This window comes from Comamonas sp. FG99, assembly GCF_057808605.1.
On record NZ_JBMDII010000011.1, the window covers coordinates 61,267 to 78,821 of the forward strand.

The following is a 17,555-nucleotide window of genomic DNA, read 5'->3' on the forward strand; positions in this document are numbered from 1 at the left end:
CCCCATCAACCTCAAGAAACAGCATGAAACCCACACCATCGCCAGATTCTGGCAAGGAAACCGCCTTTGTCACCGGCGCCGCCTCCGGCATCGGCCTGGCCGCGGCCCGGCGGCTGGCCGAAGAGGGCTTTCGCGTCATCCTTCTCGACCGGAGCCAGGAGGCCGTCTCGCAGGCGGCGGCCGGACTGCGGCATGAAGGCCTGGACGCCTGTGCCCACGCGGCGGACATCCGCGACCGCCCGGCCATTGCGGAGGCCTTCGCCGCGCAGGCCCGGGTCGATGTGCTGGTCTGCGCGGCGGGCATCGGCCCCATGCAGGCCTTCCAGGACATCACCGACGAGGACTTCCGCGCCGTGCTCGATGTCAACCTGCTCGGCACCTTCATCTGCTGCCAGGAAGCCTCGCGGCGCATGCAGCCCGGCGGGCGCATCGTCACCGTTTCGTCGCGGGCCGCATTGGGGACCGGCCATTTTGCCCACTACGTGGCCTCGAAGTCGGGCGTGGTCGGCCTGACCCGTGCCATGGCCATCGACTTGCGCGCACAGAAGATCTCGGTCAACTCCGTGGCGCCGGGTTTCACCGACACGGGCATGACGCGCTCCCTGACGCCCGAGCAGCATGCCGCCGCCAGCGCGCTGGAGCCGTCGGGCCGGCCGGCTGCCCCCGCCGAGATCGCCAATGCGATCGCCTTCTTCGCCTCGGCCCGCACCAGCTTCATCACTGGCCAGACCCTGTTCGTCGATGGCGGCAAGTCGCTTGGCAGCCTGGGTGCCTGACCGGGGCCCGCAACCCCAGGGGATTCCTCGATGATTGTCAGAACCGCCTGCCTGGAAGGACGCGTGCAGCCCCAGGATATAGCCAGGCTCGACGCCCTGGTCACCACGGAAATCGTGCCGCTGATGAGGCGCTTTCCCGGCGTGCAGTCGATACGCGTGCTGCGCGCCCTGTCCATCGAAGACGATGGCCCCCTGCTGCACCTGACCTTCGAGTCGGCCTACGAAAGCGAGGAAGCCATGCGCCAGGCCTTTCTCGACCCGGTGCGGCAGGAGCTCAAGGCCCGGCTGGCGCAGGCGGCCCCGTGGTTCACCGGGCGCCTGTTCCATATCACCCAGAAAGTCATTGCCGACGAGCGCGTGGTCGCGGACTGAATCAGGCCGCCACCTGCTGCCCGCGCTGCGCCGCATGGCGCGTGGCGCTCAGGCCGGCCACCTGCAGATCGGCCAGGGCCAACACCACGACTGCCTGCGCCGCCACCCAGGCCACGCCCCAGGCGCTCAGCGCCAGGCCGGAACCGAAGATCAGCGCCAGGCAGCCCAGCGCCCAGCCCAGGTTGCCCGCGGCCACCAGGCCGATCAGCGTGCGCGGCACCGGCTGGCGACGCGCCATCCACGCGGCGGCCAGCGCATAGACCAGCAGGAAGACACCCGTGCCCAGCAGCAAGGGAACCGGCAGGCCCGTCAGCGCCGCCAACGGCTGCGTGGCGGCCAGCTGCAGCGCGCCGGTGGCGGCGCACGAGGCCGCGTCGGCAGCCATCACACGGGGAAGAAAGCGGGGCGAAGCGAAGATGGACATGGTGAACTCCTGTGGGAAAGTGGGCGGCCGGCCCGATGCCGGCTGCTGGGCTCCATGATTGCGGCGCGGCTGCAGCGCGTCGATAACCTCGGAGGTCATGGCCGCGCGCAGCGGCCAGCCGCTACGATGCCGCCGTGAGCTCCAGCCCAGCCCTCTCTTCCCCGCCGCCCGGCGCGCGCGCCCCGTTCGGCGACCACCTGCGCCACTGGCGCCAGCACCGGCGCCTGAGCCAGCAGAGCCTGGCTTTCGAGGCCGAGGTCTCGACCCGCCACCTGAGCTATGTGGAGACCGGGCGCGCCCAGCCCAGCCGCGAGATGGTGCTGCGCCTGGCCGAGCGCCTGTCGGTGCCGCTGCGCGAGCGCAACGTGCTGCTGGTGGCCGCGGGTTTCGCACCCATGTACCAGGCGCGGCCGCTGGATCACCCCGAGCTGGCGGCCGCGCGCCAGGCCGTGGACCTGGTGCTGAAAGGCCACGAGCCCAACCCCGCGCTGGCCGTGGACCGGCACTGGAACCTGGTGGCCGCCAACGCCGTCGTGCCACTGCTGCTCGACGGCGTGGCGCCGCAGCTGCTGGCGCCGCCGGTGAACGTGCTGCGCCTGAGCCTGCACCCCGAGGGCCTGGGCCCGCGCCTGGCCAATGTCGCGCAGTGGCGCGCCCATTTGTTGCACCGATTGCAGCAGCAGATCGCCGCCACGGCCGATGGCGAGCTGCAGGCGCTGCACGACGAGATTGCGGCCTACCCGTTCGACGACAAGCGCAGCCCCCCGCCGCCCAGCCCCATCGCCGTGCCCTTCGAGCTGCGCACCCGGCTGGGCACACTGAGCTTCATCAGCACCATCACCATCATTGGCACGCCGGTGGACGTAACGCTGCAAGAGCTGGCCGTCGAGTCCTTCTTCCCGGCCAACGCCGAGACCCAGGCGGCGCTGCAGCAGCTGCGGCAGGCGGCCGCGCCATGAAAAAAGCCCGCAGGACCTTCGTCCCGCGGGCTTTCGGCAGCAGGCCCCGAAGGCCCCTGGCAGCTTAGGCGGTCACGCCCTTGGCTACGTCCGCGTATTCCTCGATCTGGTCGAAGTTCATGTAGCGGTACACCGATGCCTTGTCGGCATCGATCACGCCCATTTCCTTGAGATACTCTTCCTTGGTGGGCAGCTTGCCAATACGCGAGGCGATCGCGGCCAGCTCGGCCGAGCCCAGGAACACGTTGGTGTTCTTGCCCAGGCGGTTGGGGAAGTTGCGGGTCGAGGTGGAGATCACCGTCGCGCCTTCGTGCACCTGCGCCTGGTTGCCCATGCACAGCGAGCAGCCGGGCATTTCGGTGCGGGCGCCGGCGGTGCCGAAGGCGGCGTAGTGCCCTTCCTTGATCAGCTCGCTCTGGTCCATCTTGGTGGGCGGTGCCACCCACAGCTTGACGGGGATGTCGCGCTGGCCGCCGAGCAGCTTGGCGGCTGCGCGGAAGTGGCCGATGTTGGTCATGCACGAACCGATGAAGGCTTCATCGATCTTGGTGCCGGCCACTTCGGACAGGAACTTGGCGTCATCCGGGTCGTTGGGGCAGCAGACGATGGGCTCCTTGATGTCGGCCAGGTCGATCTCGATCACGGCGGCGTACTCGGCGTCCTTGTCGGCTTCGAGCAGCTCGGGCTTGGCCAGCCAGGCCTCGACCTTCTCGATGCGGCGCTGCAGCGTCTTGGCATCGGCGTAGCCGTCGGCGATCATGTTCTTCATCAGCACAATGTTCGACTTCAGGTACTCGATGATCGGCTCCTTGTTGAGCTTGATCGTGCAGCCGGCGGCCGAGCGCTCGGCCGAGGCGTCGGACAGCTCGAAGGCCTGTTCCACCTTCAGCTCGGGCAGGCCTTCGATTTCCAGGATGCGGCCCGAGAAGATGTTCTTCTTGCCGGCCTTGGCCACGGTCAAGAGACCGGCCTTGATGGCGTACAGCGGGATGGCGTGCACCAGGTCGCGCAGGGTCACGCCGGGCTGCATTTCGCCCTTGAAGCGCACCAGCACCGATTCGGGCATGTCCAGCGGCATCACGCCGGTGGCGGCGCCAAAGGCCACCAGGCCGGAACCTGCGGGGAAGGAGATGCCGATGGGGAAGCGCGTGTGCGAGTCGCCGCCGGTGCCCACGGTGTCGGGCAGCAGCAGGCGGTTGAGCCAGCTGTGGATCACGCCGTCGCCGGGGCGCAGGGCCACGCCGCCGCGGTTGCTGATGAAGGCCGGCAGCTCGCGGTGGGTCTTGACGTCCACCGACTTCGGGTAGGCCGCGGTGTGGCAGAAGGACTGCATCACCATGTCGGCCGAGAAGCCCAGGCAGGCCAGGTCCTTGAGCTCGTCGCGGGTCATGGGGCCGGTGGTGTCTTGCGAGCCCACGGTGGTCATGCGCGGCTCACAGTAGGTACCGGGGCGCACGCCCTGGCCTTCGGGCAGGCCGACGGCGCGGCCGACCATCTTCTGCGCCAGCGTGAAGCCGGCGTTCGAAGCCGCGGGCGCCTGCGGCAGGCGGAAGGCGGTCGATGCGGGCAGGCCCAGGGCTTCGCGGGCCTTGGCGGTGAGCGAGCGGCCGATGATCAGGTTGATGCGGCCGCCGGCGCGCACTTCGTCGAACAGCACATCGCTCTTGAGCTGGAACTCGGCGACGGTCTCGCCGTTCTTCACCAGCTTGCCGTCATAGGGCAGCACGTCGATGACGTCGCCCATCTCCAGCTTGGAGACGTCCACTTCGATGGGCAGCGAGCCCGAGTCTTCCTGCGTGTTGAAGAAGATGGGGGCGATCTTGCCGCCCAGCGTCACGCCGCCGAAGCGCTTGTTGGGCACGAAGGGGATGTCCTGGCCCGTGGCCCAGACGATGGAGTTGGTGGCCGACTTGCGCGAGGAGCCGGTGCCCACCACGTCGCCCACGTAGGCGACCAGGTGGCCCTTCTTCTTGAGGTCGTCGATGAACTGCATCGGGCCGCGCTTGCCGTCTTCCTCGGGCTTGAAGGCCGCGTCGGGGCGGGTGTTCTTGAGCATGGCCAGGTAGTGCAGCGGAATGTCCGGACGGCTCCAGGCATCGGGCGCGGGCGACAGGTCGTCGGTGTTGGTCTCGCCGGGCACCTTGAAGACGGTGACGGTGATCTTTTTGTCGACTTCGGGGCGCGAGGTGAACCACTCGGCGTCGGCCCAGCTTTGCATGACTTCCTGGGCCTTGGCGTTGCCGGCCTTGGCCTTGGTGGCCACGTCATTGAAGAAGTCGAACATCAAGAGCGTCTTCTTCAGCGCATCGGCGGCCACACCGGCGACTTCGGCGTCGTCCAGCAGCTCGATCAGCGGATGCACGTTGTAGCCGCCCACCATGGTACCCAGCAGCTCGGTGGCCTTGGCCTTGGAGATCAGGCCGACCTGGATGTCGCCATGCGCCACCGCGGCCAGGAACGAGGCCTTGACCTTGGCCGCATCGTCCACACCCGGGGGTACGCGGTGGGTCAGCAGATCCAGCAGGTACGCCTCTTCGCCGGCGGGCGGGTTCTTGATCAGCTCGATCAGCTCGGCCACCTGCTGGGGCGCAAGAGGCAGTGGGGGGATGCCCAGTGCGGCGCGTTCGGCCACATGGTCACGGTAGGCTTTCAACATGGTTTTCTCCGGTTTTTGATATCGATGCGGGCTTACGGTTTACCCACGGCCGGCCATCGCTGGCGGGCCTTCAATTTGGCATGCCTTGCTTACTTGGAGCCGCCCAGCAGGTCGCTGGCGGGCTGGCTCTTCATGGCATCGGCAAACTTCAGCTGTTCGGTGCTCTGGCAGTCGTCGGCCATGCGCTGGCCCTGCTTGCGGTTGATCAGCATGGACTTGTTCGCCACCTGCAGCCACATGGCGCCCTGCTTGGCGTCTTCCAGGCGCACCGCGCCGGTGGAGGTCGCCACCGGCGACATGTGGTAGCGAAAGCCCTTGCCTTCCACGAAGAAGTAGCCGGGGTTGACGCTGTCCTTGCTGATGTTGACCGTGGCGCCCAGCTCGCACTGGATGTGGCCCTGGTACACGCCCTCGGCAATCGCCAATTCGGCCGGGGTCAGCGCGGCTTCGGCGGCGGCCACGCCGCTGGCCACCTGGCTGGTGGCGCTGCGCAGCTGCGTGCGGCTGCCGGCGGGGTTGTTCTTGCCCTTGGTCGACACCTTCTTGGTGGACTTGGCCGGCGCCTGCTTGGCGGTTGTGGCCTTCTTGGCTGCCGGCTTGGCCGCAGCCTTTGCCGCCGTCTTGGCCGCAGGTTTCGCGGCGGGCTTGCCATTGGTCTGGGCCATCACCATCGCAGGCACCAGGATCAGCAAAGAGATCAAGCTTTTTTTCATCACAACTCCTGCGACCACAAGGTCGGAAAATCAATATTCACAGCCACTCGCGCACCGACTCGGGCAGGGCGCGCCCGGTCTGGGCCGCCCGCTCCAGCACTTGCCAGAAGTAGCGGTAGCTGGCGCGGTCGTGCAGCACGCCGTCGTCGCTGATGGGCGCCCACTGCGCATCGGCGGCAGCGCGCACGATGCGCGCGGCCTGCCCGATCAGCGCATCCGTGGGCGCGAAGGCGCTCAGGATCGGGCGGATCTGCGCGGGGTGGATGCTCCACATCCGGGTGTAGCCGAATTCGTCGGCCGCCTTGCCGGCGGCGCGCTGCATGGCATCGGCATCCTTGAATTCGGTGACCACGCAATGCGACGGCACCTTGCCGTGCGCATGGCAGGCGCTGGCGATCTCCAGCTTGGCCCGCACCACCAGCGGATGGCTGAACTGGCCGGCCACGCCCATGGCGCTGGCCGGGATCGCGCCGCCGTGGGCCGAGACGAAATCCATCAGCCCGAAGCTGATGCTCTGCACCCGGGGGTGGGCGGCGATCTCGTGGGCATGCTGCAGCGCCAGCGGCGACTCTATCAAGACATGCAGCGGCACGCGCGTGCCGCTCGCGCGCTCCAGCAGCTTCTCGGCCTGGAGCACGTCGTCGACCGACTCGACCTTGGGCACCATGATGTGGCACAGGTGCTCGCCCGCCTCGCCGGCGATGGTGGCGATGTCGTCGGCGAATGCCGGGTGGTCCACCGCATGCACCCGCGCCGCGACGCGGTTTGCCGGATCGCTGGCCTTGAGCAGCGCCACCACCAGGCGCGCATGCGCGCGCTCCTCGCCGACGGCGGCGCCGTCCTCGCAGTCCAGTGTCACGTCAAAGACGCAGCGGCCGAACTCCTGCGTCATCTGCTGCTGCAGCTGCAGGCTCTTGCGCATGCGTTCCTCGACGCCGCTGTAGTGGTCGCACACCGGCAGCGCGGCATGGCCGCCCTGGGCACCGAGCAAGACCGCGGCGGGGTGGATGGAGGAAGAAGAAACGGTCATCTCGGTCATCAGGCGCCTTCGCCAGTACGCTGGGCAACCATGAACATGCGGGGAAAGGCCAGCAGCCGGCGCCCGTCGGCGCGCGGCGGATAGGCGGCATCGATGCGCCGGGTGTATTCGGCGACGAAGCCCTGCGCCAGCGCCGGGCCGAGCGGCTGCAGGAAAGGCCTGAGGCCGGTGCCGCTCACCCAGTCGACGATGGCCTTGGCATCGGCCATCGGGTGCTGGTAGATGGTGTGCCACACGTCCACGCGGGCCACCAAGCGGGCATCCCGCACCAGCAGATCGTAGTATTGCCCGATCTTGAGCAGATCGGTGCGCATCTTGTGGGGGTCGCCAATCGCCTCGGCCCAGGGTGCTTCGCCGGCCACCTCGCGCATCAGGCGGTGCGTGGGCTCTTCACGGTTGTCGGGCATCTGCACTGCGAGCACGCCGCCGGGCGCCAGCATGGCCAGCAGGCGCGGCAGCAGCGTCTCGTGGCCGCCCACCCACTGCAGCGCGGCGTTGGCATAGATCAGCTCGGGCTTGCGACCCTGCAGCAGCGGGGCTTGCCACCGGGCGATATCGCCCCATTCGAAACTGGCGGCCGGCAGGCGCTGGCGCGCATCGGCCAGCATGGACTCGGAGTTGTCCACGCCCAGCACATGCGCCTTGGGAAAGCGCCGCGCCAGCAGCTCGGTGGAGTTTCCCGGGCCGCAGCCCAGGTCGACGACATAGGCCGCGTCATCGGCCAGCGGCACCCGCGCCAGCAGCTCGGCGGCGGGACGGGTGCGCTCGTCCTCGAATTGGCGATAAAGCCCGGGGTTCCACTGCAGCATAGGCAGATCAGAGCAGGTGCTTGACGCCGTCCTGCTCGCCTTGCAGCTCGGCCAGGGTCTTGTTGATGCACTCTTGCGAGAAGGCGTCGATCTCCAGGCCTTCGACGATCTTGTATTCGCCGTTTTCGGTGGTCACGGGGAAGCCGAACACGATGTCTTTGGGAATGCCGTATTCACCGTTGGAGGGCACGCCCATGGTGACCCATTCGCCCTTGGAGCCCAGGGCCCAGTCGCGCATGTGGTCGATCGCGGCATTGGCGGCCGAGGCCGCCGAGGACAGGCCGCGCGCCGCGATGATGGCGGCGCCGCGCTTGCCCACGGTGGGCAGGAACACGTCCTTGTTCCAGGCCTGGTCGTTGATCGCGTCCTTGACCGACTTGCCGTCCACGGTGGCGAAGCGGTAGTCGGCGTACATCGTGGGCGAGTGGTTGCCCCAGACGGTCAGCTTGCGGATGTCGCCCACCTTGAAGCCGCCCTTGGCAGCCAGCTGCGATGCAGCGCGGTTGTGGTCCAGGCGCAGCATGGCGGTGAAGTTCTTGGCCGGCAGGTCGGGGGCCGACTTCATCGCGATGTAGGCGTTGGTGTTGGCGGGGTTGCCCACCACCAGCACCTTCACGTTGCGCGAGGCCACGGCGTTCAGCGCCTTGCCCTGTGCCGTGAAGATCTGCGCGTTGGCGGCCAGCAGGTCGGCACGCTCCATGCCGGGGCCGCGCGGACGGGCGCCGACCAGCAGCGCATAATCGGTATCCTTGAAGGCGGTCATCGGATCGCTGTGGGCTTCGATGCCGGCCAGCAGCGGGAAGGCGCAGTCTTCGAGTTCCATGATCACGCCCTTGAGCGCGTTCTGGGCCTTTTCGTCGGGGATTTCGAGCAATTGCAGGATGACGGGCTGATCCTTGCCCAACATTTCGCCGGAAGCGATGCGGAACAACAGGGCGTAACCGATTTGGCCAGCGGCGCCGGTGACGGCAACACGGACGGGCTTTTTGCTCATGGGGAAAACTCCAGAAAAGGAAAGATAAGAGGGATCAACCCAAGCTGCTGCCCCAACCCGCCCCGGGAAAACTCCACTTGCACGGCATCCGGCATCAGCCTGTCAAACCGGCCGCAAGTGTACTCCTGATTTCTTCGCCCGGTCAATTTGTCTTATGTCTTATATAAGATATGATTGCAGATTGAAATGGCAGTCACACTTTCCAACGCGCAGCCCAGTGCGCAAGAGCCCAGCCTGCCCCTTGCCGGCGACGGCACGGGTGCCCCCACGCCGGCATTCAGCCCCCTGTACCAGCAGATCAAGGGGCTGATCCTGCAGGGCCTGCAGGGCGGCATCTGGAAGCCCGGCGAGATGATCCCCAGCGAGATGGAGCTGGCCTCGCGCTACCGCGTCAGCCAGGGCACGGTGCGCAAGGCGATCGACGAGCTGGCCGCCGAGAACCTGCTGATGCGCCGCCAGGGCAAGGGCACCTTCGTGGCCACGCATGCCGAGCGCCATGTGCAGTACCGCTTCCTGCGCCTGCTGCCCGACAAGGCCGACAGCAGCGAGGAAGGCCCCGCGCAGCGCAGTATCATCCAGTGCCGCGCCGTCAAGGGCAGCAGCGAGATCTGCAAGCTGCTGTCCGTGCCCACCGGCGAATCGCTGATCCACGTGCGGCGGGTGCTGGCCTTCTCGGGCACGCCCACCATCCTCGAGGACATCTGGCTGCCGGGCGCCAACTTCAAGTCGCTCACCGCCGAGCAGATGCGCGACTACGCCGGCCCAACCTACGCCATGTTCGAGCTGGAATACGGCGTGCGCATGGTGCGGGCCGAAGAGAAGCTGCGCGCCGTGCTGCCCGACGCCGCCCAGAGCGCGCTGCTCCAGGTCGCCGACCGGACACCGCTGCTCAGCGTAGAGCGCATTGCTTACACTTATAACGACATTCCCATGGAGTTACGAAGAGGCCTCTACCGCACCGATACCCACTACTACAGCAACACCTTGAGTTAACAAGCGCCACCGTCGTGCAATTCTCATGCGATATAGTGTGAAACCCTTAGGCGTTTTCGCTGCATTGCAATAAAATTTTCCCGGTTTTTTGCCACCGAGTTACACAGCAGTTACCTCCACGAAAGAAGCACCCATGACCGAAATCACCAAGAAGCGGCCGGAGTTCCGGAATATCAACGTATTCACGGACGTCTCGGGCTACCGCATGCCCCTGGCCGCCATCCTGTCGATCCTGCACCGTGCCAGCGGCGCCCTGATGTTCGTGCTGCTGCCCTTCGTGGTCTGGTTGTTCGACACCTCGCTGACCTCGGAATTCTCGTACGCGCGCTTCACCGCCGCCTTCAGCACCGGCGCCGGCATCTTCCCCGGCTGGTTCATCAAGCTGGCCACGCTGGCGCTGATCTGGGCCTACCTGCACCACTTCTGCGCCGGCCTGCGCCACATCTGGATGGACGTGTCGCACCACGCGGTGAGCAAGGAATTCGGCAAGTCCTCGGCCGTCGGCTGCTTCGCGATCAGCCTGATCCTGACCGCGGCCCTGGGCGCCAAGCTGTTCGGCCTGTACTGAACCCCACGCATAAAAGCAGAGAAATAACAGGAAAGGAATCCCCATGTCCGTCAATTACGGCTCCAAGCGCACCGTGGTCGGTGCGCACTACGGCTTGCGCGACTGGCTGGCGCAGCGCGTCACCGGTCTGCTGATGGCGCTGTTCACCATCGTGCTGCTGGCGCAGGTGCTGCTGATCAAGGGCCCCATCGGCTACGAGCAGTGGGCCGGCATCTTCTCGCAGCAGTGGATGAAGTTCATCACCTTCGGCGTGCTGGTGGCGCTGGCCTACCACGCCTGGGTGGGCATGCGTGAAATCTTCATGGACTACGTCCAGCCCGTAGTCCTGCGCCTGGTGCTGCAGGTCGGCGTGCTGGTGTGGTTGGTGGGCTGCCTGGGCTGGGGCCTGCAGGTTCTGTGGCGTCTGTGATACCCGCGATTGAAAGAAAACAATGAGCTATACGAAAGAGAACATCAGCAAGCGCAAGTTCGACGTGGTCATCGTCGGCGCCGGCGGCTCCGGCATGCGCGCGGCCCTGGAGCTTTCTCGCGCGGGCCTGAACGTGGCCTGCCTGTCCAAGGTCTTCCCCACCCGCTCGCACACCGTGGCCGCCCAGGGCGGCGTGTCGGCGTCGCTGGGCAACATGAGCGAGGACAACTGGGAATGGCACTTCTACGACACCATCAAGGGCTCGGACTGGCTGGGTGACCAGGACGCCATCGAATTCATGTGCCGCGAGGCACCGAAGGTGGTGTACGAGCTGGAGCACTTCGGCATGCCGTTCGACCGCAACCCCGACGGCACCATCTACCAGCGCCCCTTCGGCGGCCACACCGCCAACCATGGCGAAAAGCCCGTGCAGCGCGCCTGCGCCGCGGCCGACCGCACCGGCCACGCCATGCTGCACACGCTGTACCAGCAGAACGTCAAGGCCAAGACCAACTTCTTCGTGGAGTGGATGGCGCTGGACCTGATCCGCAACGAAGCCGGCGACGTGGTCGGTGTAACCGCGCTGGAACTGGAAACCGGCGACCTGTACGAGCTGCAGGCCAAGGCCGTGCTGCTGGCCACTGGCGGCGCGGGCCGCATCTTCGCCGCCTCGACCAACGCCTTCATCAACACCGGCGACGGCCTGGGCATGGCCGCGCGCGCCGGCATCCCGCTGCAGGACATGGAGTTCTGGCAGTTCCACCCCACCGGCGTGGCCGGCGCGGGCGTGCTGCTGACCGAGGGCTGCCGCGGCGAAGGCGCCATCCTGCTCAACAGCGAAGGCGAGCGCTTCATGGAGCGCTATGCGCCCACGCTCAAGGACCTGGCGCCGCGTGATTTCGTCTCGCGCTCGATGGACCAGGAGATCAAGGAAGGCCGGGGCTGCGGTCCGAACAAGGACTACATCCTGATGAAGCTCAGCCACCTGGGCGCGGACACCATCCGCAAGCGCCTGCCATCGGTGGAGGAGATCGGCCACAACTTCGCCAACGTGGACATCACCAAGGAAGACATTCCCGTGGTGCCCACCATCCACTACCAGATGGGCGGCATCCCCACCAACATCAACGGCCAGGTCGTGGTGCACGACGGCCAGCAGAACCAGGTGGTGGGCGGCCTGTACGCGGTGGGCGAATGCTCCTGCGTGTCGGTGCACGGCGCCAACCGGCTGGGCACGAACTCGCTGCTCGACCTGCTGGTGTTCGGCAAATCGGCCGGCAAGCACATCGTCGAATTCGTCAACGGCTATGGCGAGTTCCAGCCGGTGCCGGCCGACGGCAGCGAGCGCACGCTGGCCCGCCTCAACGAGCTGGACAGTTCCTCGGAAGGCATCTACGCGCAGGACATCGCCAATGAGATCCGCGCCTCGATGCAGCAGCACGCCGGCGTGTTCCGCACGCAAAAGGGCATGGACGAAGGCGTGGTCAAGATCAACGCCATCCGCGACAAGGTCGGCAAGGTCACGCTCAAGGACAAGTCCAAGGTGTGGAACACCGCGCGCATGGAAGCGCTGGAAGTCGACAACCTGATCGAAGTGGCCCAGGCCACGATGACCTCGGCCGCCGCCCGCCACGAATGCCGCGGCGCGCACACGGTGTACGACTACGAGCACCCGGCCGACCACGCCGACTTCCCGCTCGGACGCAATGACAAGGAATGGCTCAAGCACACGCTGTGGCACAGCGCCTCCAACAGCCTGAGCTACAAGCCCGTCAACCTGAAGCCGCTGACGGTGGAATCCATTCCGCCCAAGGTCCGCACGTTCTAACCATCAGCCGCCTCACGAGAGAAGAACATGAAACGCACTTTCCAAATCTACCGCTACGACCCGGACAAGGACGCCAAGCCCTACATGCAGACCGTCGAGGTCGAGCTGGACGGCCATGAGCGCATGCTGCTGGACGCGCTGGTCAAGCTGAAGGCGCAGGACCCGTCGATCTCGTTCCGCCGCTCGTGCCGCGAAGGCGTGTGCGGCTCGGACGCGATGAACATCAACGGCAAGAACGGCCTGGCCTGCCTGACGAACATGAACACCCTCAAGGGCACCATCGTTCTCAAGCCCCTGCCCGGCCTGCCGGTGATCCGCGACCTGATCGTGGACATGACCCAGTTCTTCAAGCAGTACCACTCGATCAAGCCCTACCTGATGGTGGACACGCCCGCGCCCGAGCGCGAGCGCCTGCAGTCGCCCGAAGAGCGCGAAGAGCTCAACGGCCTGTACGAGTGCATCCTGTGCGCGAGCTGCTCGACCAGCTGCCCCAGCTTCTGGTGGAACCCCGACAAGTTCGTGGGCCCGGCCGGCCTGCTGCAGGCCTACCGCTTCATCGCCGACAGCCGCGACGAGCACACCGGCGAGCGCCTCGACAACCTGGAAGACCCCTATCGCCTGTTCCGCTGCCACACCATCATGAACTGCGTGGACGTGTGCCCCAAGCACCTGAACCCCACGCGCGCGATCGGCAAGATTAAGGAACTGATGGTGCGTCGCGCCATCTGACGGATGGTGCAGGACACAGCGATGAACAACGAACTGCTCGGTGAACGTGAACGCAACCTGCTCCAGTGGCGCTGCCGCCGGGGCCTGGTGGAAAACGACATCTTCATCGAACAGTTCTTCAAAACCTATGGAGCAAGCCTGACTGTCCGCCAGGCGCAAGGGCTGACCGCTTTGATGGACCTGTCCGACAACGACCTGCTCGACTTGCTGCTCAGGCGCAAGGAGGCCACGGCCGAACTCGGCACCCCCGAGGTCCAGGAAGTACTCGGGATGCTGCGCAGCCGCAAAACAAACGCATCCACGCGGACCAACTCGTGAAGGAATCAGTGATGAAACTAGCAGACAACAAAGCCACGCTATCGTTTAGCAACGGCGCCGCCGGTATCGAGCTCCCGGTCTACCAGGGCACGATCGGCCCGGATGTCATCGACATCCGCAAGCTGTATGCGCAAACGGGCATGTTCACCTATGATCCGGGCTTCCTCTCTACCGCGGCCTGCCAGTCCGCCATCACCTATATCGATGGCGACAAGGGCGAGCTGCTGTATCGCGGCTACCCAATCGAGCAACTGGCCAAGAACTGCAACTTCCTGGAAACCTGTTACCTGCTGCTGTACGGCGAGCTGCCCAACGAAAAGCAGAAGGCTGACTTCGAGCACCTCGTGACCCAGCACACCATGGTCAACGAGCAGATGCAATTCTTCCTGCGGGGCTTCCGCCGCGACGCGCACCCGATGGCCGTGCTGACCGGCCTGGTGGGCGGCATGTCGGCCTTCTACCACGACAGCACCGACATCAACAACCCCGAGCACCGCAACATCGCCGCGATCCGCCTGATCGCCAAGATGCCCACGCTGGTGGCCATGGCCTACAAGTACGGCGTCGGCCAGCCCTACATGTATCCCAAGAACGACCTGTCGTACGCCGGCAACTTCATGCGGATGATGTTCGGCAACCCCTGCGAGGAGTACAAGGTCAACCCCGTGGTCGAGCGCGCGCTGGACCGCATCTTCATCCTGCACGCAGACCACGAGCAAAACGCCTCCACCTCCACCGTGCGCCTGTGCGGCTCGTCGGGCACCAACCCCTTCGCCGCCATCTCCGCCGGCGTGGCCTGCCTGTGGGGCCCTGCCCACGGCGGCGCCAACGAAGCCTGCCTGAACATGCTGGAAGACATCCAGCGCAACGGCGGCATTGCCAAGGTTGGCGAGTTCATGGAGCAGGTCAAGGACAAGAACAGCGGCGTCAAGCTGATGGGCTTTGGCCACCGCGTCTACAAGAACTACGACCCGCGCGCCAAGCTGATGCAGGAAACCTGCAACGAAATCCTGTCCGAGCTGGGCCTGGAGAACGATCCCCTGTTCGCGCTGGCCAAGAAGCTGGAGAAGATCGCGCTGGAAGACGACTACTTCGTGCAACGCAAGCTCTACCCGAACGTGGACTTCTACTCCGGCATCGTGCAGCGCGCCATCGGCATCCCGGTGAACCTGTTCACCGGCATCTTCGCGCTGGCCCGTACCGTGGGCTGGATCGCCCAGCTCAACGAGCAAATGGCCGACCCCGAGTACAAGATCGGCCGTCCGCGCCAGCTGTTCACCGGCGCCGCCAGCCGCGACGTGAAGCCTATCGAGCAGCGTTGATCCCCTCCGCCGGTGCACCCGCCGGCGGCTGCCTCGCAAGCCCATGCGCCATCGGCGCGTGGGCTTTTTTCATCGCCGGGCCGCCCCAAGATGAAAAGCACCCCTCTTGGAGGGGCAGCGACCACACGAAGTGGGGAGCGTGGGGGGTCATTTTTCATCGCCGGGCCGCCCCAAGGTGAAAAAGCATCCCCTCGGGGGATCGGGCAAGCGCGAAGCGGTTGGCCGAGGGGCCACTTTTCATCGCCGGGCCGCCCCAAGATGAAAAGCGCCCCCTTGGGGGCGCCCGGCATAGGGGGCAGCGGCTACACGCAGTGAGCAAGCGTGGGGGTCTTTTTCTCACCGCCGGGCCGCCCCAAGGTGAAAAAGCGCCCCCTCGGGGGGCAGCGGCTACACGCAGTGAGCAAGCTTGGGGGTCATTTTCCACGGCCAATCCAGGCAGAGCCCCCATGGCGCCAAGAGGATTAGGGCAAACTCCAGTTGCCAAGCCGGCATGGGGCGTATGCAATCACTTTCAATCCTTGCCCGATATCGCCGCCCTCAGGCCCGTGCCATGCAGATTTTTCGCCCAGGCGAGTGCCCCCGGGCCTTGTGGAGCGCCGAGGGCCCGGCCTTGGGCATGACCTCCTCAGAGAAGGGTTGCCCCCAGGCCATATGCAATGACCGTTGCCATGACTCCAGTCCCCGAGCCCCCTCCGTGGAACAATGAAGAGGAGCGGCTGCGCGTGTTGCAGAGCATGCGCAGCCGGCTTCATGGCGAAGGCTTGCTGGCCCAAGGCATTCTCCCTCCAGCCATCGAGGCATCCTGGAAGCGCAGCCTGTCCTATGGCCTGCGCCCCGGCGAAGTATGCCCCACCGGCCACAGCCTGGGCTCCAGTCGGGATGCCGAACTGCTGAGGCAGTGCGCCGAGCCCGAACTCGAATTCCTGACCCAGCAATATGCACGGCATGGCGCGCTGGTGCTTGCCGATGCCGATGCCCAGGTGCTGCGCGTCAATGGCTCGCTGGGCAATGCCAGCAACCCGATCTGCGTCGAGCAGGTGCGCGAGGGGGTTTGCTGGGACGAATCCATCCGGGGCACCAACGCCCTGGGCACTTCGCTCGTGCACCAAAATCCCGTCTGGATCAACAGCGGCGAACACTTTCTCGACGGACTGGCCCATCTGTCCTGCATAGCCGTGCCGATACGCAATGCACACGGCGAGTTGGCAGGCGTTCTGGACCTGACCCGCGAAGGCCCGCTGCGCGCGCCCCGCGACAGCATCAACCTGCTCATGCTCTCGGCCAGGCAGATCGAGGGCCGGTTGCTGTGTGCCGCCCATGGCGAGCACCTGGTCCTGTCCATGCACAGCCGCCAACCGTACCTGGAATCCGCCTGGCGCGGCCTGCTGGCCATCGATGGCAAAGGCATCATCCAGGCCGTCAATGAACAGGCATGCAGCCTGCTCAACCGGCCGGCGCAGCAGCTGCGCGGCATGCGGCTCGATGAACTGCTGGGCCTCTCGCTTGAGTCGCTGCAGGTACGCCTGCACCATGTCTCCATACTGGAACAAGGCTACCGCGGATCCACGCTGTACATGCGCTGCGAGCAATGGCCCGCCGCGCTGCGGCGGCAGCTAGCCCCGCAGGGCGTGGCGAGGCCCGCGGCCAAGGCTGCCGCCACCCAGCCACCCATGAGCGGCGCCGGCCTGGGCCAGCAGCTGCAGGACAGCATCAAGGCCCTGAATGCCGGCGTACCCATCCTGCTGCAAGGCGAGACCGGCACCGGCAAGGAGGTCGCGGCGCGCACCCTGCACGCCCATAGCAAGCGCGCGCAGCAGCCCTTTGTCGCCATCAATTGCGCCGCCATTCCCGAAGGCCTCATCGAGTCGGAGCTGTTCGGCTACCGTGAAGGGGCCTTCACCGGCGCCCGCCGCGGCGGCGCGCCCGGCCGGCTGCTGCAGGCCCATGGCGGCACGCTGTTTCTCGACGAGATCGGCGACATGCCGCCGAGCCTGCAGGCCCGATTGCTGCGTGTGCTGCAAGAGCGCAGGATCACTCCGCTGGGCTCGGGCGCCGAGGTGGAGCTGGATGTGCTGCTCATCTGCGCAACCCACCGCGACCTCGCGGCGATGGTCGCGCAGCAGCAGTTCCGCCAAGACCTCTTCTACCGCATCCATGGATTCACGCTGCTGCTGCAGCCGCTGCGCCAGCGCGGCGATTTTGCCGAGCTGGCCAGCCAGTTGGCCCAGCGGCTGGCTGGTGTGCCCGTGCCTATCAGCCCCGAGTTCATGCAATTGCTGCGGCGCCACGACTGGCCCGGCAATATCCGCCAGCTGGAGATGGTGCTGCGCACCGCGCTGGCTTTGCGTGAAGATGCGCACACGCCTTTGCAGCCCGGCCATTTGAGCGCGGGATTTCTCGCCCAGTTGAGCACCGGCACCATGCCCCCGGCAGCTGCGCCCGCCAGCAAGCTGCAGGCGCTGCAGGCCCAGGCCCTGACCGAAGCGCTGCAGCAGCATGGCGGCAACGCGACGGCGGCAGCGCGCTCGCTGGGCATCAGCCGGGCCACTTTCTACCGCAAGCTGCGCCAGTATGGATGCTAAAGCTGCCGACCGCCATCCCCCGGCGCCAGCGGGGGGCCACGGCCTTGGCGCCGCCCCCTATTCT

The 17,555-nt window shown here is 66.3% G+C and carries 17 protein-coding genes; 11 read left to right on the forward strand and 6 right to left on the reverse strand.

All coding sequences use genetic code 11. The features are described 5' to 3' along the window. Positions 1-23 precede the first annotated feature (23 nt). Together ACODRX_RS09620 and ACODRX_RS09625 are read left to right on the forward strand one after the other, a co-directional pair. A complete protein-coding gene (locus ACODRX_RS09620; protein WP_488871220.1) occupies positions 24-776 on the forward strand; it encodes an SDR family NAD(P)-dependent oxidoreductase in 753 nt (250 codons plus the stop codon). Between the two features lie 30 nt (positions 777-806). Next, on the forward strand, positions 807-1,148 hold the full coding sequence (locus ACODRX_RS09625; RefSeq protein ID WP_488871222.1) for an EthD domain-containing protein: 342 nt from the start codon (positions 807-809) through the stop codon (positions 1,146-1,148). 1 nt (position 1,149) lies between these two features. Here the strand turns inward: ACODRX_RS09625 and ACODRX_RS09630 are convergent, their stop codons facing one another. Beyond that, positions 1,150-1,572, reverse strand: a complete 423-nt coding sequence (locus tag ACODRX_RS09630) for a hypothetical protein (RefSeq protein ID WP_488871317.1) — start codon at positions 1,570-1,572, stop codon at positions 1,150-1,152. A 134-nt stretch (positions 1,573-1,706) separates the two neighbouring features. Here ACODRX_RS09630 and ACODRX_RS09635 point away from each other — a divergent pair, with 134 nt between their 5' ends. Further along, on the forward strand, positions 1,707-2,531 hold the full coding sequence (locus tag ACODRX_RS09635) for a helix-turn-helix domain-containing protein (RefSeq protein ID WP_488871223.1): 825 nt from the start codon (positions 1,707-1,709) through the stop codon (positions 2,529-2,531). Positions 2,532-2,595: 64 nt separating this feature from the next. On the opposite strand, the gene acnB is transcribed toward ACODRX_RS09635, so the two are convergent. The 5 genes from acnB to ACODRX_RS09660 form a co-directional block, all read right to left on the reverse strand. Next, positions 2,596-5,187 (reverse strand): bifunctional aconitate hydratase 2/2-methylisocitrate dehydratase, encoded by a 2,592-nt coding sequence (gene acnB, locus ACODRX_RS09640; protein WP_488871225.1) that lies wholly within the window; start codon positions 5,185-5,187, stop codon positions 2,596-2,598. An 89-nt stretch (positions 5,188-5,276) separates the two neighbouring features. After that, on the reverse strand, positions 5,277-5,900 hold the full coding sequence (locus ACODRX_RS09645) for a hypothetical protein (RefSeq protein WP_488871226.1): 624 nt from the start codon (positions 5,898-5,900) through the stop codon (positions 5,277-5,279). 37 nt (positions 5,901-5,937) lie between these two features. After that, entirely contained in the window at positions 5,938-6,939 is a 1,002-nt protein-coding gene (locus ACODRX_RS09650) for an HpcH/HpaI aldolase/citrate lyase family protein (protein WP_488871228.1), read from the reverse strand. Next, on the reverse strand, positions 6,939-7,748 hold the full coding sequence (gene tam / locus ACODRX_RS09655; RefSeq protein WP_488871229.1) for a trans-aconitate 2-methyltransferase: 810 nt from the start codon (positions 7,746-7,748) through the stop codon (positions 6,939-6,941). The genes ACODRX_RS09650 and tam overlap by 1 nt, the downstream gene beginning before the upstream one ends. Before the next feature lie 7 nt (positions 7,749-7,755). Beyond that, on the reverse strand, positions 7,756-8,742 hold the full coding sequence (locus ACODRX_RS09660; protein WP_488871230.1) for a malate dehydrogenase: 987 nt from the start codon (positions 8,740-8,742) through the stop codon (positions 7,756-7,758). A 186-nt stretch (positions 8,743-8,928) separates the two neighbouring features. On the opposite strand from ACODRX_RS09660, the gene ACODRX_RS09665 reads away from it, so the two are divergent. The 8 genes from ACODRX_RS09665 (at position 8,929) to ACODRX_RS09700 (ending at position 17,491) form a co-directional block, all read left to right on the forward strand. Next, entirely contained in the window at positions 8,929-9,735 is an 807-nt protein-coding gene (locus ACODRX_RS09665; protein WP_488871231.1) for a GntR family transcriptional regulator, read from the forward strand. A 133-nt stretch (positions 9,736-9,868) separates the two neighbouring features. Then, a complete protein-coding gene (sdhC, locus tag ACODRX_RS09670; RefSeq protein WP_488871232.1) occupies positions 9,869-10,303 on the forward strand; it encodes a succinate dehydrogenase, cytochrome b556 subunit in 435 nt (144 codons plus the stop codon). Positions 10,304-10,346: 43 nt separating this feature from the next. Then, positions 10,347-10,712: a succinate dehydrogenase, hydrophobic membrane anchor protein gene (gene sdhD / locus ACODRX_RS09675; RefSeq protein ID WP_488871234.1), complete on the forward strand. Its 366-nt coding sequence runs from the start codon at positions 10,347-10,349 to the stop codon at positions 10,710-10,712. Between the two features lie 22 nt (positions 10,713-10,734). Next, positions 10,735-12,540 carry a succinate dehydrogenase flavoprotein subunit gene (gene sdhA, locus ACODRX_RS09680; RefSeq protein ID WP_488871235.1) on the forward strand — a complete coding sequence of 602 codons (1,806 nt, stop codon included), beginning with the start codon at positions 10,735-10,737 and terminating at the stop codon, positions 12,538-12,540. 27 nt (positions 12,541-12,567) lie between these two features. Beyond that, positions 12,568-13,269, forward strand: coding sequence for a succinate dehydrogenase iron-sulfur subunit (locus ACODRX_RS09685; protein WP_488871237.1), 702 nt, complete (start codon positions 12,568-12,570; stop codon positions 13,267-13,269). A 21-nt stretch (positions 13,270-13,290) separates the two neighbouring features. Beyond that, complete coding sequence (locus ACODRX_RS09690; RefSeq protein WP_488871238.1) at positions 13,291-13,587, forward strand: FAD assembly factor SdhE; 297 nt, start codon at positions 13,291-13,293, stop codon at positions 13,585-13,587. 11 nt (positions 13,588-13,598) lie between these two features. Further along, positions 13,599-14,909 (forward strand): citrate synthase, encoded by a 1,311-nt coding sequence (locus ACODRX_RS09695; RefSeq protein ID WP_488871239.1) that lies wholly within the window; start codon positions 13,599-13,601, stop codon positions 14,907-14,909. A gap of 668 nt (positions 14,910-15,577) precedes the next feature. After that, positions 15,578-17,491 carry a sigma-54-dependent Fis family transcriptional regulator gene (locus ACODRX_RS09700; RefSeq protein ID WP_488871240.1) on the forward strand — a complete coding sequence of 638 codons (1,914 nt, stop codon included), beginning with the start codon at positions 15,578-15,580 and terminating at the stop codon, positions 17,489-17,491. The last annotated feature ends 64 nt before the right edge of the window (positions 17,492-17,555 follow it).